This is a genomic window from Synechococcus sp. R5-13, assembly GCF_047462015.1.
Lineage (GTDB): Bacteria > Cyanobacteriota > Cyanobacteriia > Thermostichales > Thermostichaceae > Thermostichus.
Genome location: NZ_JANSIL010000005.1, coordinates 1 through 12,760 on the forward strand (window position 1 = coordinate 1; position 12,760 = coordinate 12,760).

Consider the following 12,760-nt stretch of genomic DNA (forward strand, 5'->3'; position numbering starts at 1 on the left):
GGCTTGCCAACTGCAGGGCTACCGAAAGCCCGCCCCGTACTGCGAAGCAGTCAGGGCCGGGTAGTTTACAGATGGCCATTCGGAATGCCAAACTCAAGGACAAGCCGTACCAGTTGCCGAATAGAGAAGCAAGGCCATCCTGCCTGCCGAAGTTTTTGCCGAACCAGCTGACTATAGACTAACGGCCAACCGTAGGACGATGCCGACAAGAGCTACGGTGGCAGCTCCAATCAAGGCAAAAGCCAGGTTAACCACTTGGGCGCTAGCCTTTTGATAGGTGTCAATTCGTTCTAGGATCACCCGGTTTTCTATCCCCTGCTCGGCCCAACGTCTCTCCTGCTCAGCCCAACGTCTTTCCTGCTCGGCCCAGCGCTTTGCTTGATCGGCTGCCAGGGCTTCTAGCCGCTCGTTGGTTCTGGAGACATCCTGCCGGAGTCCTTCCACATCCTGTCGGATCTCTTCCACATCTTGCCGGATCTCTTCAATAACACTCAACACATCCCTGAGGGTGGGTTCACCGGCGGGCATCATAGAGCTGCAACCTCACTGAACAGCAAACGGTCTGAGCTCGCTAGATCAACTCGCTCACCGGGAAGCGATCCAGCATTTTTTGGGCTTGACGGGCATTTTCCCGTAACTCCGCCGGCAGATGGGGAACATAAGGGATCTGAGAAAGCAAATCCAGCGTGCGGCGGATCAGGCGCACCAAGTCTCCGGCATCTAGGTTGGTGCTGGCTTCTAGGGTTTCCCAAGGGATCCCTTGAGCCCAATGTTCGACGATCCCAGCCAAGCTGGGCTCAAACCCGATCGGCACATGAAACACCTGGTGTTGCCGTTGGCTGCGGAACAGCTGCCGCCGTAAACCCCGCAATCCGTGCAGCACATCCTCCACCAGCCCCGAGGTGCGCAACCGGCTGTAGATGCCTGAACGGGGAGGCTCTGAGACCAAGGCAGCCACAACTCCGGCCAAATGATGAGGAGCACAGCCCTGGCACTCACCGGAGAGCAGAGCCAGCGCCAGCCAGAGCTCGTTATCCCCCCGCAGCGCAGCCACCACCTCTCCGCTATCGGTAGGTTGATATTCTTGCAGACAGTCGAAATCCTGCAACACCCCCACCAAGGCCATAAATTGCTGCCAGCGCAACTCCTGCACGGAATCGCTCTGCCGCTCCAGGTGCTCGAGGCGCTTGAGCAAGCGCTGGCGTTTTTCTCGCAAACCCAGCAATTTTTTCCCCACTTGGTGAGCGGGATTCTCTCGGATTTGAGCTTCTAGGGCGCGAATTTTTTCCTCTTGGGCTTGGATGTGGGGAAAAGCCAACAGACGCAAGGTGGGATCCGGCTCGGCTTCCCGTTGTTTGAGCAAGTAGCGCAAAATGCGCCGTTCTTCCCGCCGTTGCGCCTGCATCTTCTCATAGCGGGCGATATCTTCGTCGGCAATGCCTCCCAAGAGACGGTCGATCTCCTCCAGCTCGGCGCGCGTGTGCAGGATCTCCTGTTGTTCGGGCAACTTTTGCAACGAGAGCAAATATTGTCCAAAGCTGCGGTTGATCAGATCCCGTGCTGCTTCCAAAGAGTGCTTTTGCAGCAGGTTCAGCACCATGCCATAGGTGGGGGTAAACTGGCTCACCAAGGGATCCGCTCCAGAGGTGGCCAGCCGCGCAGCTTCTTGGGCCCCCTCAAACGGGGATTGCACCGTCACCACATGGCCGATGATGTCCTTGCCCCGCCGTCCGGCTCGGCCCGACATTTGCATGAACTCGGAAGCGGTCAAGAGGCGGTGGCCGTTGTCGGTGCGCTTAGAAAGGGAGGAGATGACAGTTGTGCGGGCGGGCATGTTGATCCCGGCGGCCAAAGTCTCGGTGGCGAAGACCAGCTTCACTAGCCCCTGCTGAAACAGATGCTCCACCAGTCCCTTCCAGGCAGGCAACATGCCGGCATGGTGAGCGGCAATACCCCGGTAAAGGGCATCCAACTGATCTCGGCGGACAGCTTCGGGCGTTTCTCGACAAAAGCGGTCGATCTGCTCGGCCAACTGCTGCCGTTCTTCCTCGCTGGCTACCAAGTCCAGATCCCTTACGCTGGCCACGGCCATATCACAGCCTTTGCGACTGAAGATGAAATAGATGGCCGGCAGCATGTCCCGCTGGCGCAAGTTCTCCACCACCTGCACCATATCCGGCACTCCCCCATAGGGAGACTGACCTGACTTGGGGAGTTTGCTTTTCAGGCGGCGATTGCAAACCCACTGGCCGGACTCGGTTTGCTCCAGCAGGGGGAACAGCCCTTTGCGATTGGCAAAGTGAAATTGCAGCGGCACCGGGCGGTGGTTGGAGTCGATCAGATGGGTGGGGCCATGCACCTGGTTCATCCAATCGGTGAGCTGGTCGCTGTTGGCCAGGGTGGCAGAAAGGGCAATGAGCTGGATCGTGGGGGGGCAGTAGATGATTGCTTCTTCCCAGACGGTGCCCCGCTGCTGGTCGTTCATGTAATGGCATTCGTCCAAGATCACCGCCTGCACATCCCGCAAGGGATCCCGACTCAGGGCCTCCGCCTCCTCCCAAGGTTCCATCCCATCGCCGGAGGCTCCTCTCTGAACGGCCAGAGAGAGCGGCGTGCCATAGAGCATGTTGCGGAAGATCTCGGTGGTCATCACCAAGATCGGCGCCTCCCGGTTGATGGAGATGTCGCCGGTGAGCAGGCCAACCTGTTCTGGGCCGAATTGCTGGCCAAAATCCCGGAACTTTTGGTTGGAGAGGGCCTTCAGGGGCGTTGTATAGAAAACCCGCTTGCCCTGGGATAGGGCCCGATAGATGGCATACTCTCCGATCAGGGTCTTGCCGGATCCCGTGGGAGCACAGACCACCACCGATTCCCCAGCAGCCAGAACCTGAATAGCTCGGATCTGAAAGTCGTCCAGCTCGAAGGGGAAAAGCTGCCGCAACTCGTCCAGCAAATCGGTTGCCGGGGAGAGAAGCGCACTCATGGGATCCAAATCAACATTGGGAAACCTGGAAACCCGCCCAATTCACTGCTTCCTGTGGGTTGTACCTTCTAGGATACAAGCTTTCTTGGGGCGTCGACTGCTCCCCTGCAAAAAGCGCCAGTTACTCTGCTTCTTTGGATCAAGAACAGCAGCTCAAGCAAGTGCTAAAATGGGGTGCCGTTGCCGGATGCTATCGTGCTGGTCGTCATCGACAACTACGACAGCTTTACCTACAACTTGGTGCAGTACCTGGGGGAGTTGGGAGCTCAGCTTCAGGTTTTTCGCAATGACCAGCTCTCCGTTGACGACCTGCGCCGAATGCAGCCGCAAGCTGTAGTTATCTCTCCTGGGCCAGGGCGGCCGGAAGATGCCGGGATCTCCCTGGAGTTGATTCGGGAGCTGGGGCCAGAGCTGCCGATTTTGGGGGTTTGTCTGGGGCACCAGTGCATTGGCCAGGTCTATGGTGGTCAGATCGTGCGCGCACCTGAGCTGATGCATGGCAAAACCTCGCTCATTTACCATCGAGGGGTGGGGGTGTTTGAGGGGTTGAGCCAGCCTTTCACGGCCACCCGCTACCACAGCTTGGTGATCGAGCCTTCTACGTGTCCTGACGAGCTGGAGGTGACGGCTCAAACAGGCGATGGGATCATCATGGGGGTACGCCACCGCCGCTATCCCCACGTTCAGGGCGTGCAGTTCCACCCGGAGAGCATCTTGACTGCAGAGGGCAAGCGCTTGTTGAGCAACTTCCTGCGCAGCGCCAAAGCCTCAACTGCTGCTCAGCCCAATGTTTCGCAGAAACCTCAGGAAACCGTTGCCGTTGTTACATCAGGGATCCCCACTCCATGAAGCGTCGCCAGCTTCTGCAAGCCAGCGCTGGGCTGCTGGGATCGATGGCCGTGAACCTGGCCAGAGGGCGCAAAGCGGGCGCTCAGACAGCGCCGGCACAAGGTTCGGAAACGCCAACAACCCCAGGGTCTATAGAGTTCACTCCCGGCTCCAGCTCGCAGGGGCTGCAACTGACTTGGCTGCACCACAGTTGTGTTTTGTTCGAGGGGGAGGGCCGACGGTTTCTGGTCAACCCGTTTCGGCCGGCGGGCTGTACGGCTGGCTATCCTGCCCCACGAGTTGCTGCCGATCTGGTGTTGCTCAGCAGCCGCTTGTTGGATGAGGGTGCTTTGGATGTGGTGCCCGGCAACCCCAAGGTGCTGTTTCAGCCGGGAGACTATCTGATTGACGGGATCCGGGTGCAAGGAGTACGCATGCCCCGTGGCCCTCGCTTTGGCGTAAACGTGGGTTGGCGCTGGCGCATGGCTGGGATCGACATTGTCCATTTGGGAGGGGCGCTGCAGCCAATTACGCGGGAGCAGTCCATCCTGCTTGCTCGTCCCGACCTGTTGCTGGTGCCAGTGGGGGGTGGGCCGAAAAATTACGATCCTGCCGGGGCCAAGGCGGCCATTGAGGCGCTGCAGCCCAAGCTGGTCATCCCCACCATGTATCGCACGGCCGCCGCCGAGGAATCCCAATGCGAGCTGCTGCCGCTGCAGGAGTTTTTGCGTCTCTTCCCCGCTGCTGCCCCGCAACCTGCCCTCAGCAACCCGTTGCTGCTCTCGGCCCAGGCTCTGCCCAGGCAGGGGCTCGCCATCCTTTTCTTTGAGGAATAGGGCTATGCGAGGTCAGGTCCTAAAAATCGCTGTCGGACTGGGATCCCTGCTAGTGGGGGGTCTGGGATTCTATGGATACTCCCTACCAGAAGATCCACAAGCCTTGGCCCAAGCCAACCCGCTGCGGCTGCAACTGGCTCTCTGGCTGGGGAAAGACGCCAACGCCGTCGATGAGCGGGGCAAGACAGCCCTGTTTTTCGTGGAGAGCGGCCTCAACGCCCGTCTTTTGCTGGCAGCGGGGGCGGATCCCAATCAACTAGACCATGGGGGAGCTAGCCCACTGCACCAAGCGGCTCGCCTGGGCAACCCTGAGGTTACGAAAGCCCTGCTCCAGGGAGGGGCCGAGGTGAACGCTCGCTTTGGTGCCGGTGGCCTTCCCCTGCATTTTGCCGCTTGGTCCGGCAACCCCGAGGTCGTTCGGCTGCTGCTGGAACATGGCTCCGAGATCGACGAGCCGGACGGCTACGGCCTCACGCCCCTGCGCATCGCCCAGGATCTGCGCCGCTGGGAAGCTGCAACCCTGTTGTCCCGCTGGCCCCGCTCCGCCTCAACCGACGGGCATACAGATTGATTCCCCTTCTCTACCACCCCAGCACCCAGGCGAAGATTAAAGGCGCCACGATGGTGGCATCCGACTCGATGACAAACTTGGGGGTATCGACAGCCAGCTTGCCCCAGGTGATCTTCTCATTGGGCACTGCTCCCGAATAGGAGCCGTAGCTGGTGGTGGAGTCGCTGATCTGGCAGAAATAGCCCCACATGGGCACGCCCTGGCGGCCCAGGTCTTGATGGAGCATGGGTACCACACAGATGGGGAAATCCCCGGCTATGCCGCCGCCAATTTGAAAGAAGCCGATGGAGGATTCCGCCGAGGTGCGCAGGTACCAATCCGCCAGGTGGATCATGTACTCGATCCCTGTGCGGACGGTGTGTACATTGCGGATCTCACCCGTGATGCAGTGGGCGGCATACATGTTGCCGGTGGTGGAGTCTTCCCATCCCGGCACATAGATGGGCAAGTTGGCCTCCATAGCCGCGTAAACCCAAGAGTCCCGCGGATTGATCTGGTAGTAGGGCTCCAGCCGGCCACTGCGCAGGATGCGGTAGATAAACTCGTGCGGGAAGTAGTGTTCCCCGGCCTGGTCGGCAGCCATCCACTCTTCCAAGAGGGCTTTTTCTAGGCGCCGCATCGCCTCCTCTTCGGGAATGCAGGTATCGGTTACCCGGTTCAGGTGCCGCTCCAGCAGCTCCTGCTCCTGCTGCGGGCTGAGATCGCGATAGTGGGGCACGCGCTCGTAGAAGTCGTGGGCGATGAGGTTAAAGATGTCCTCTTCTAGGTTGGCGCCGGTGCAGGAGATGGCGTGAACCTTACCCTGCCGGATCATCTCAGCTAGGGAAAGGCCCAGCTCTGCTGTGCTCATGGCACCGGCCAAGGTCACCATCATCTTGCCGCCCTTTTCCAGGTGAGCACAATAACCTTTGGCTGCATCCAGCAGCGCGGCTGCGTTGAAGTGGCGAAAATGATGTTGGATAAATTGGCTGACGGGGCTGTTGGTCACGATTTTTCCGGTCACTCTGACCTGGTGAAGCACGATTTTCTAGTCTATCAACTTTAGGGGCGCTGACAAGCTTTGCTTGGGGATACCTTTATCGGTATTGGCAACCATTCCCCTGCAGGTCGGCTGGAGCAGGTTGCGTTGCGAAGCCGGGATCCCATACCGGTTCTCACCCGGCCTTGGCTGAGACAAAGGGATCGCCTGCCCATGTCAGAATGGTGGCGAATCACCGCCCTATATCCGTTCACGCTATCTGTTCACGTTGGGTTCATGCCTCCTGTCAGCACTGTCGAGCCAGCCGAGCCCATTGCCGAAGTCCAATCTCCTGAGCTGGCTTCTTCTCCTGCCGAGCCATTGCCTGGCGCTGTGGACATGTCAGTGCCAACAACGACCGGGATCTCTATGGGATCCCTGCGGCGCTGGTGGGCGCGATGGAAGCAAAAACTGCGGTTGGAAACTCAGTTGCTCTTTGTGGCCACGCTGGTGGTCTCATTGGTGGTGAGCAGTTTCACCTTCTGGGCCGTCAGCACCGTGCAGCAGGATGCTCGCTTCAACGAAGCCCGCTTTGGCCGAGATCTGGGGCTGCTCTTGGCCGCCAATGTCGCCCCCCTGATTGCGGAAGATCGCATTGGCGAAGTGGCGCAACTGTCCCGCCAGTACTTTGAGAGCACCAGCAGCATCCGCTATCTGCTCTATGCCGATCCCGAAGGAAACATCTACTACGGGATCCCGTTTTCCAACCAAGAGGTGAAAACCTCCCTCAGCCTCACCCGTCGCATGCAACTGCCGGACAACCGTCCTCCTGCTGAGGGCCAACCGCTGGTGCGCACCCACCTTACCCCTGCTGGGCGGGTGACGGATATTTTCGTCGGCATCTACCATCAGGGCCGCTTTTTGGGCACCCTCGGCTTGGGCATCAATCCCAATCCCGCCCTGGTGCGCTCCACCCAGCTGGCGCGGGAGGTCTCGATTGGGGTGTTTTTGGCGGTGTGGGTCTTGGCCATCCTGGGAGCGGTGGTCAATGCCCTCACCATCACCTATCCCATCAAAGAGCTGGTCAAAGGTGTCCAGGAGATCACCAAAGGTAACTTCAAGCAGCGCATCGACCTGCCCTTCGGGGGAGAGCTGGCCCAGCTCATCGACAGCTTTAACGAGATGGCGGAGCGGCTGCAAAGCTACGAAGAGCAAAACATCGAGGAACTGGCTGCCGCCAAAGCCAAGTTGGAGACCTTGGTCTTCTCCATCGTCGATGCTGCCATTTTGCTGGATGCCGAGTTGCGGGTGCTGCTGCTCAACCCTGCCGCCTCCCGCATGTTTGGCTGGGAAGGGGATCCCGTTTTGGGCAAACCCCTGCCGGAGCTGTTGCCGGAGGATCTGCGGCAGCAACTGGCCCGCCCCCTGATGCAAATTGCCCGCGGGGATCAAGAGGCAGAGGAAGTTCGCGTCAACCTCACCGGCCCTACCAAGCGCGTCATTCGCATTCTGCTTTCACCGGTGTCGGATCCGCGGCGGCAAAATCTCAAGGGGATCGTGATGACGGTGCAGGACATCACCCGCGAGGCAGAGCTCAACGAAGCCAAGGCTCAATTCATCAGCAACATCAGCCACGAGCTGCGCACCCCCCTCTTCAGCATCAAGTCTTTTATCGAGACCCTCTACGAGTACGGCGAGCAGATGTCCCCCGCCGAGCGGCAGGATTATCTGGAAATTGCCAACCGCGAAACCGACCGCCTCACCCGCCTGGTCAACGATGTTTTGGATTTGTCTCGTCTGGAATCGGGCAAGCAGTACCACTTTGAAGGTGTCGACATCGCGGCAGTGATCGAGCAGACTTTGCGCACCCACCAACTGCAGGCCCGCGACAAAGGGATCCAGCTGCGCAAGTTCGTCGATCCGGATCTGCCGCTGGTCTGGGGCAACTACGATCTGCTGCTGCAGGTGATGACCAATCTCCTGGGCAATGCCCTCAAGTTCACCCCCTCAGGGGGCCTGGTGACGGTACATGCCCACCTGGTGGTTCAGGCGGATGGATCCCCGCAGGCAGTGCGGGTGGCAGTGGCCGATACAGGCATTGGCATTGCCCCAGAAGATCAGGAGCGGATTTTCGACCGCTTTTTCCGTGTCGAGAACCGGGTCCACACCCTAGAGGGCACCGGCCTGGGGTTGGCCATCGTGCGCAACATCCTGGAGAAACATCGAACCCGCATCTGCCTGGAGAGCAAGCTAGAACAGGGATCCACCTTCTGGTTCGATCTGCACCTGTACACTGAAGAGGGACCGCTGGAGTTCGAGGTTCAGCCAGCCGAGACGGATCCCCCCAGTTGCTGCTGGCGGGAGCATCCCCGCCATTCCCACCAAACCTAAGGAGCCAAGATGGAAAGCCTACTGGCCATTTTTTTGGGGCTGGGCCTCAGTGCTGCCTGTGGCTTTCGTATTTTTGTGCCGCTGCTGGTGATGAGCATAGCGGCTCAGGCTGGACATCTGGAGCTGGCTCCCGATCTGCAATGGATTGGCTCAGAGGTGGCGCTGCTGGTTTTTGTGGTGGCCACCTTTTTCGAGGTTTCTGCCTACTACGTGCCCTGGGTGGACAACTTGCTAGATGTAGTGGCAACGCCGGTGGCAGTGGTGGCCGGAATCCTGGTGATGTCGGCGGCAATGGGGGACATTGGTGACCTGAGCCCGATGTGGCGCTGGGCTTTGGCTGCCATTCTCGGAGGGGGGCTGCTGGGATCACCCAAGGCACCACCGATGTGCTGCGATTGGCCTCTACCACCACCACAGGGGGGCTAGGCAACCCGCTGTTGGCCACCGGTGAAGACGTCACTTCTCTGCTGCTGGCGGTGGTGGCGGTGCTGTTGATGGGTTGGCTCGTGCGCTGGCTGGGCAAAGGCGCGGTGAAGCTGGGGTTGCGCAGCAGAAATGTCGATCCCCAGTCTCAGGGATCCCCGCCGACGGCTGTTCTACACTGGAGAAGGTTTTAACTGGATGGTTTTGCCATGCCGCCTCGCTGGCCCCGGAAGCCCTCCCGTCGGGATCCCGAATTTCGCAAGCTGGATGATCGCTATACCTATGCCGCCCACCTGTCTGTTTTCCTCTGTAGCGGGTCTGGGCTGGTGTTTTTTCAGCAACTGTACCGCGCGGATTGGCCGTGGCTGGTGCCCCTGTTGGGCTGGTGGGCTTTGGGGTTGGGGATCCACAGCTTCTGGATCTTTTTTGTGGCCCGCTATCCCGTCGAGGCCGGCTTTGGGGAGCTCACTCCCGGCGCGCACGAAAACCCAACAGCCGCGGAGACGGATCCCTCCAGAGCCAGCTAGGACTTAGAGAGGGGATGATCCCCTTGCTCCTGTTCTCAGCCAGGGGAGGTAGAAGCTCCACCTGGTCGTCGTTGTCGCTGCAGCAGCAGGGGGGAGAGGTCGCTCTCGTCGTAAATATCCCCCACCAGCTCCTCCAAAATGTCCTCCAGCGTGATCAGGCCGGTGGTGCCGCCGAACTCATCCACCACAATCCCCAGGTGTTGGCGAGAGCGCAGCATTTCCTTGAGCAACAAGCTGACCCGCTTGGTGTCCGGCACAAAAAAAGGCGGTGCCATCGCCTGGGTCACTTCGGCATTGCCTTTTTGATCGAGATAGCGCAAGGCTTGCTTGAGGTGGATAATGCCGACGATCTCGTCCTTGGATTCTCCCTGCACGGGGATGCGCGAGTAGCCCGTTTCCAAACAGAGCTTCACCACATCCTGCAGTGTTTTGTCGTGGGAGATGGTCTCCATTTTAACTCTGGGCTTGGCCACGTCCCGCGCTTGGAGTAAGTCCAAAGCCAAGGCCCCACGGAACAGCCGCCGTTTTTGCCAATCCAGCAGCCCCCGCTGCCCCAACACATCGATCAACAGCTCCAAATCCTTGAGAGAAGCAGTGGCCGTCAGCGGGGAGAATTCCAATAGATTGAAGAGCCTGCTGACAACCCACTCAAAAGCGTCGATAAAAGGGCGCAGCAGCACCGATAGGACATGAACAGGCCGCACCACCCAGCGGAACACCCCTAGCGGATGGCTCACCGCCAAGGACTTTGGGGCTACTTCTCCAAAGAGGAGCACCACAATTGTGGTGGGCACGGTGGCGGCCAAAGCTCCAATCTGGGTTCCCAACAGTTCAATGGAGAGGGTTGTGGCCAAAGCGGCAATGCCGATGTTGACAAAGTTGTTCACCAGCAACAGGGTGGTGATCAGCCGCGAGCGCTGTTGTTGGGCCAGTCGATACAAGCCCTGCGGATCCCCTTGTTCTTCGATCAGAGATTCCAGGCGCAGGTTGTCCATGGCCGTGATGGCCGTTTCGGCGCCAGAGCAAGCTCCTGAGAGAAGCAGCAGAAAGGCCAAGAGAAAGACATTAACCATAGCGCTCCGTTCGCGACGGCGGAACGGGATACAGGTAGCATTGGCTCATCGAGAGAAAAGCGGGTCGGCCTATTTCCATCATCAACGGGATCCCCTCCGGCACCTCAACACCTCGGTGGTTTTGCCAAAGTTCATCACTCAACCCATAGCTCGGCATCCGTGCCCCCTCATCAACTGCATCTTCAACGAAAATCTTCAATGAGAAATGAGAGAGGGATCAAGCTGTTCAAACCGGCCAGCTCCCTGAAAATCATGCGGAAATCTGACTTGTCCCGTTGATTTAGTCTTGATTGAGTCAAAGCTACTGATCTAAACGGGCCGGGCCAGATCGCTCCAAAAGCTGCCGGTACAACATGACAATCTTGTCTTGCACCTCGGATTGGCTCAGGTGATCTGTGTCGATCAAGATGGCATCGGGGGCAGGCCGCAAAGGAGAAATCAGCCGTTCGCTATCACGGCGATCCCGCTGCTCGATTTGCGCCTTCAATTCTTCAAGGGGTACCATTTGCCCTTGAGCTTGGAGTTGGTGTTGCCGACGCTGCGCCCGCTCCCCGACAGAAGCGGTCAAGAAAACCTTCAGCTCTGCATCAGGAAAGACGTGGGTGCCGATATCCCGCCCCTCCAAGACAGCACCGCCATCCCGGCCAATGCTGCGTTGCCGCTTCACCAGCTCCTGGCGTACTCCCGGCACTGCCGCCACGTGAGAGACCCAGCGGGTCACTTCCGGAGAGCGAATGGCCTGGGTAATTTCTTCGCCATCGGCCCAGATGCGGGTCGGCTCTGTCGAAGAGGTGCCACTTTGCAGGGTGAGCTGGGTTTGGGCGGCCAGTTGGGTGAGTTGCTCGGCATCGTCCAAAGGGATCCCCCGTTGCAGTGCCAGCCAGGTGATGGCTCGATACATGGCCCCCGTGTCCAAGTACAAAAGCTGCAGCTGGGCGGCTACTGCCCGCGCCACGGTGGATTTTCCGGCTCCAGCCGGGCCGTCGATGGCAATCAGCGGGCGACGCGGGGGAGAGGTCGTGCCGGAAGAGGGCGGTGCCGCATGCTGGACTCTCTCCGGCGAGGGATCCCCTTGCTCTGGGGAAAGGAGCAGGTTGTCGATCAGGCGAGTCTGCCCCACATAGGCAGCAATGGCCAGCAGGCCCTTGTCTTCCACCCGCGGCAGCGGCTGTAGCGTTTGGGGATCCACCAATTCCAGGTACTGCAGTTGCAGCTCTGGGGTATGCTCCAGCTCAGCACGGGCGGCGGCAAGGATCCCTTCTGCTGAGGGATCCCCGGTCTTCCAATGGTCATATCCCCGACGCAAGGCCCGGTACAGCCCGGCAGCCACCTGTCGTTCAGCAGCAGAAAGGTAGCGGTTGCGGGAGCTACAGGCGAGGCCATCGGCTTCTCGCACCGTGGGGCAGGGAACAATCGTGGTGGGTATTTGCAGATCCCGAACCAAACGCTGAATGATCGCCAGTTGCTGGGCGTCTTTTTGGCCGAAGTAGGCCCGCTGCGGCTGCACCAGGTTCAGCAGTTGCAGCACAATGGTGGCTACACCGCGAAAGTGGCCAGGTCGGTGGGGGGCGCAGAGGGTCTGCAGAAGGGATTCGGGGGGCATGACCCAGGTGCGGTCGCTTCCGGTTGCGGGGTCGGCTCCCATCTCTTGCGGGTCAGGGGCAAAGACCACATCCACACCTGCTGCCTCGCACAAAGCTCGGTCCCCCTCTTCGTCGCGGGGATAGCGATCCCAGTCTTCGTTGGGGCCAAATTGCAGCGGATTGACGAAAATGCTGACCACCGTGTGGTCACACTCTTGCCGGCAGCGGCGGATTAGGCTGAGATGGCCCTCATGCAGGGATCCCATCGTGGGCACCAAGCCGATGGTGGATCCCCGCCAATCGGCTACCTGCTCCCGCAAAGCAGCAACTGTGCGCAGCCAGTGCATCGCCATGCCACCTCAATCTCTCTCTCCCCTATGGGTTTTCTCCAACCCCCCCAAAGGCTGCTCCTACAGGCCGATCTTGTTGCTGCGTTGATACTGCCTGTAGGCTGCCACGAACAAGCCCGCCAAGGTGACCACCACCATGCCCAACACGATCCCCAACAAAATCGGCTCGATCACAACACAGACCTCCCAGTTCAAACCTAGATCATGATAAGCCAAGCCCAAACCTATCCTCACCGT

The 12,760-nt window shown here is 59.5% G+C and carries 12 protein-coding genes and 1 pseudogene; 6 read left to right on the forward strand and 7 right to left on the reverse strand.

Going from position 1 to position 12,760, the window contains the following annotated elements:
- Window positions 1-171: 171 nt before the first annotated feature.
- Both NW840_RS00175 and NW840_RS00180 read right to left on the reverse strand, forming a co-directional pair.
- The gene (locus NW840_RS00175) at window positions 172-531 is read right to left on the reverse strand and encodes a hypothetical protein (RefSeq protein ID WP_414331067.1); all 360 of its coding nucleotides are present in this window, start codon (window positions 529-531) and stop codon (window positions 172-174) included.
- Window positions 532-571: 40 nt separating this feature from the next.
- Window positions 572-2,983: a DEAD/DEAH box helicase gene (locus NW840_RS00180; RefSeq protein ID WP_414341600.1), complete on the reverse strand. Its 2,412-nt coding sequence runs from the start codon at window positions 2,981-2,983 to the stop codon at window positions 572-574.
- Between the two features lie 195 nt (window positions 2,984-3,178).
- Between NW840_RS00180 and NW840_RS00185 the strand changes: the two genes are divergently transcribed.
- Genes NW840_RS00185 through NW840_RS00195 form a run of 3 tightly spaced genes read left to right on the forward strand, consistent with a single transcriptional unit; the run spans window position 3,179 to window position 5,218 of the window.
- A complete protein-coding gene (locus NW840_RS00185) occupies window positions 3,179-3,832 on the forward strand; it encodes an anthranilate synthase component II (RefSeq protein WP_011433980.1) in 654 nt (217 codons plus the stop codon).
- Window positions 3,829-4,647, forward strand: a complete 819-nt coding sequence (locus tag NW840_RS00190; RefSeq protein WP_414331279.1) for an MBL fold metallo-hydrolase — start codon at window positions 3,829-3,831, stop codon at window positions 4,645-4,647. The genes NW840_RS00185 and NW840_RS00190 overlap by 4 nt, the downstream gene beginning before the upstream one ends.
- A 4-nt stretch (window positions 4,648-4,651) precedes the next feature.
- Entirely contained in the window at window positions 4,652-5,218 is a 567-nt protein-coding gene (locus NW840_RS00195) for an ankyrin repeat domain-containing protein (protein ID WP_011433982.1), read from the forward strand.
- Window positions 5,219-5,228: 10 nt separating this feature from the next.
- Here the strand turns inward: NW840_RS00195 and NW840_RS00200 are convergent, their stop codons facing one another.
- A complete protein-coding gene (locus NW840_RS00200; RefSeq protein WP_414341602.1) occupies window positions 5,229-6,206 on the reverse strand; it encodes a deoxyhypusine synthase family protein in 978 nt (325 codons plus the stop codon).
- A gap of 363 nt (window positions 6,207-6,569) precedes the next feature.
- On the opposite strand from NW840_RS00200, the gene NW840_RS00205 reads away from it, so the two are divergent.
- From NW840_RS00205 to NW840_RS00215, 3 genes and pseudogenes are all read left to right on the forward strand, one after another.
- Complete coding sequence (locus NW840_RS00205; protein ID WP_414341629.1) at window positions 6,570-8,567, forward strand: ATP-binding protein; 1,998 nt, start codon at window positions 6,570-6,572, stop codon at window positions 8,565-8,567.
- Window positions 8,568-8,576: 9 nt separating this feature from the next.
- Window positions 8,577-9,184 (forward strand): annotated as a pseudogene (locus NW840_RS00210) (DUF4126 domain-containing protein).
- Between the two features lie 15 nt (window positions 9,185-9,199).
- Window positions 9,200-9,517: a hypothetical protein gene (locus tag NW840_RS00215; protein WP_011433986.1), complete on the forward strand. Its 318-nt coding sequence runs from the start codon at window positions 9,200-9,202 to the stop codon at window positions 9,515-9,517.
- Window positions 9,518-9,552: 35 nt separating this feature from the next.
- Here the strand turns inward: NW840_RS00215 and NW840_RS00220 are convergent, their stop codons facing one another.
- The 4 genes from NW840_RS00220 to petG all read right to left on the reverse strand — a co-directional run bounded on the left by NW840_RS00220 (window position 9,553) and on the right by petG (window position 12,697).
- Window positions 9,553-10,590 carry a hemolysin family protein gene (locus NW840_RS00220; RefSeq protein WP_414341604.1) on the reverse strand — a complete coding sequence of 346 codons (1,038 nt, stop codon included), beginning with the start codon at window positions 10,588-10,590 and terminating at the stop codon, window positions 9,553-9,555.
- Window positions 10,583-10,747 carry a hypothetical protein gene (locus NW840_RS00225; RefSeq protein ID WP_187147237.1) on the reverse strand — a complete coding sequence of 55 codons (165 nt, stop codon included), beginning with the start codon at window positions 10,745-10,747 and terminating at the stop codon, window positions 10,583-10,585. Before NW840_RS00225 ends, NW840_RS00220 begins: the two co-directional genes overlap by 8 nt.
- 144 nt (window positions 10,748-10,891) lie before the next feature.
- Entirely contained in the window at window positions 10,892-12,520 is a 1,629-nt protein-coding gene (locus NW840_RS00230) for a bifunctional pantoate--beta-alanine ligase/(d)CMP kinase (protein ID WP_414341631.1), read from the reverse strand.
- A 63-nt stretch (window positions 12,521-12,583) separates the two neighbouring features.
- Window positions 12,584-12,697: a cytochrome b6-f complex subunit V gene (gene petG / locus NW840_RS00235; protein WP_011433989.1), complete on the reverse strand. Its 114-nt coding sequence runs from the start codon at window positions 12,695-12,697 to the stop codon at window positions 12,584-12,586.
- Window positions 12,698-12,760: the final 63 nt, after the last annotated feature.

Bases quoted from the DNA above. Each gene is read 5' to 3' on its own strand.
- NW840_RS00175 (WP_414331067.1), bottom strand. From the start codon at position 531: ATGATGCCCGCCGGTGAACCCACCCTCAGGGATGTGTTGAGTGTTATT.
- NW840_RS00180 (WP_414341600.1), bottom strand. From the start codon at position 2,983: ATGAGTGCGCTTCTCTCCCCGGCAACCGATTTGCTGGACGAGTTGCGG.
- NW840_RS00190 (WP_414331279.1), top strand. From the start codon at position 3,829: ATGAAGCGTCGCCAGCTTCTGCAAGCCAGCGCTGGGCTGCTGGGATCG.
- NW840_RS00195 (WP_011433982.1), top strand. From the start codon at position 4,652: ATGCGAGGTCAGGTCCTAAAAATCGCTGTCGGACTGGGATCCCTGCTA.
- NW840_RS00215 (WP_011433986.1), top strand. From the start codon at position 9,200: ATGCCGCCTCGCTGGCCCCGGAAGCCCTCCCGTCGGGATCCCGAATTT.
- NW840_RS00220 (WP_414341604.1), bottom strand. From the start codon at position 10,590: ATGGTTAATGTCTTTCTCTTGGCCTTTCTGCTGCTTCTCTCAGGAGCT.
- NW840_RS00225 (WP_187147237.1), bottom strand. From the start codon at position 10,747: ATGCCGAGCTATGGGTTGAGTGATGAACTTTGGCAAAACCACCGAGGT.
- NW840_RS00230 (WP_414341631.1), bottom strand. From the start codon at position 12,520: ATGCACTGGCTGCGCACAGTTGCTGCTTTGCGGGAGCAGGTAGCCGAT.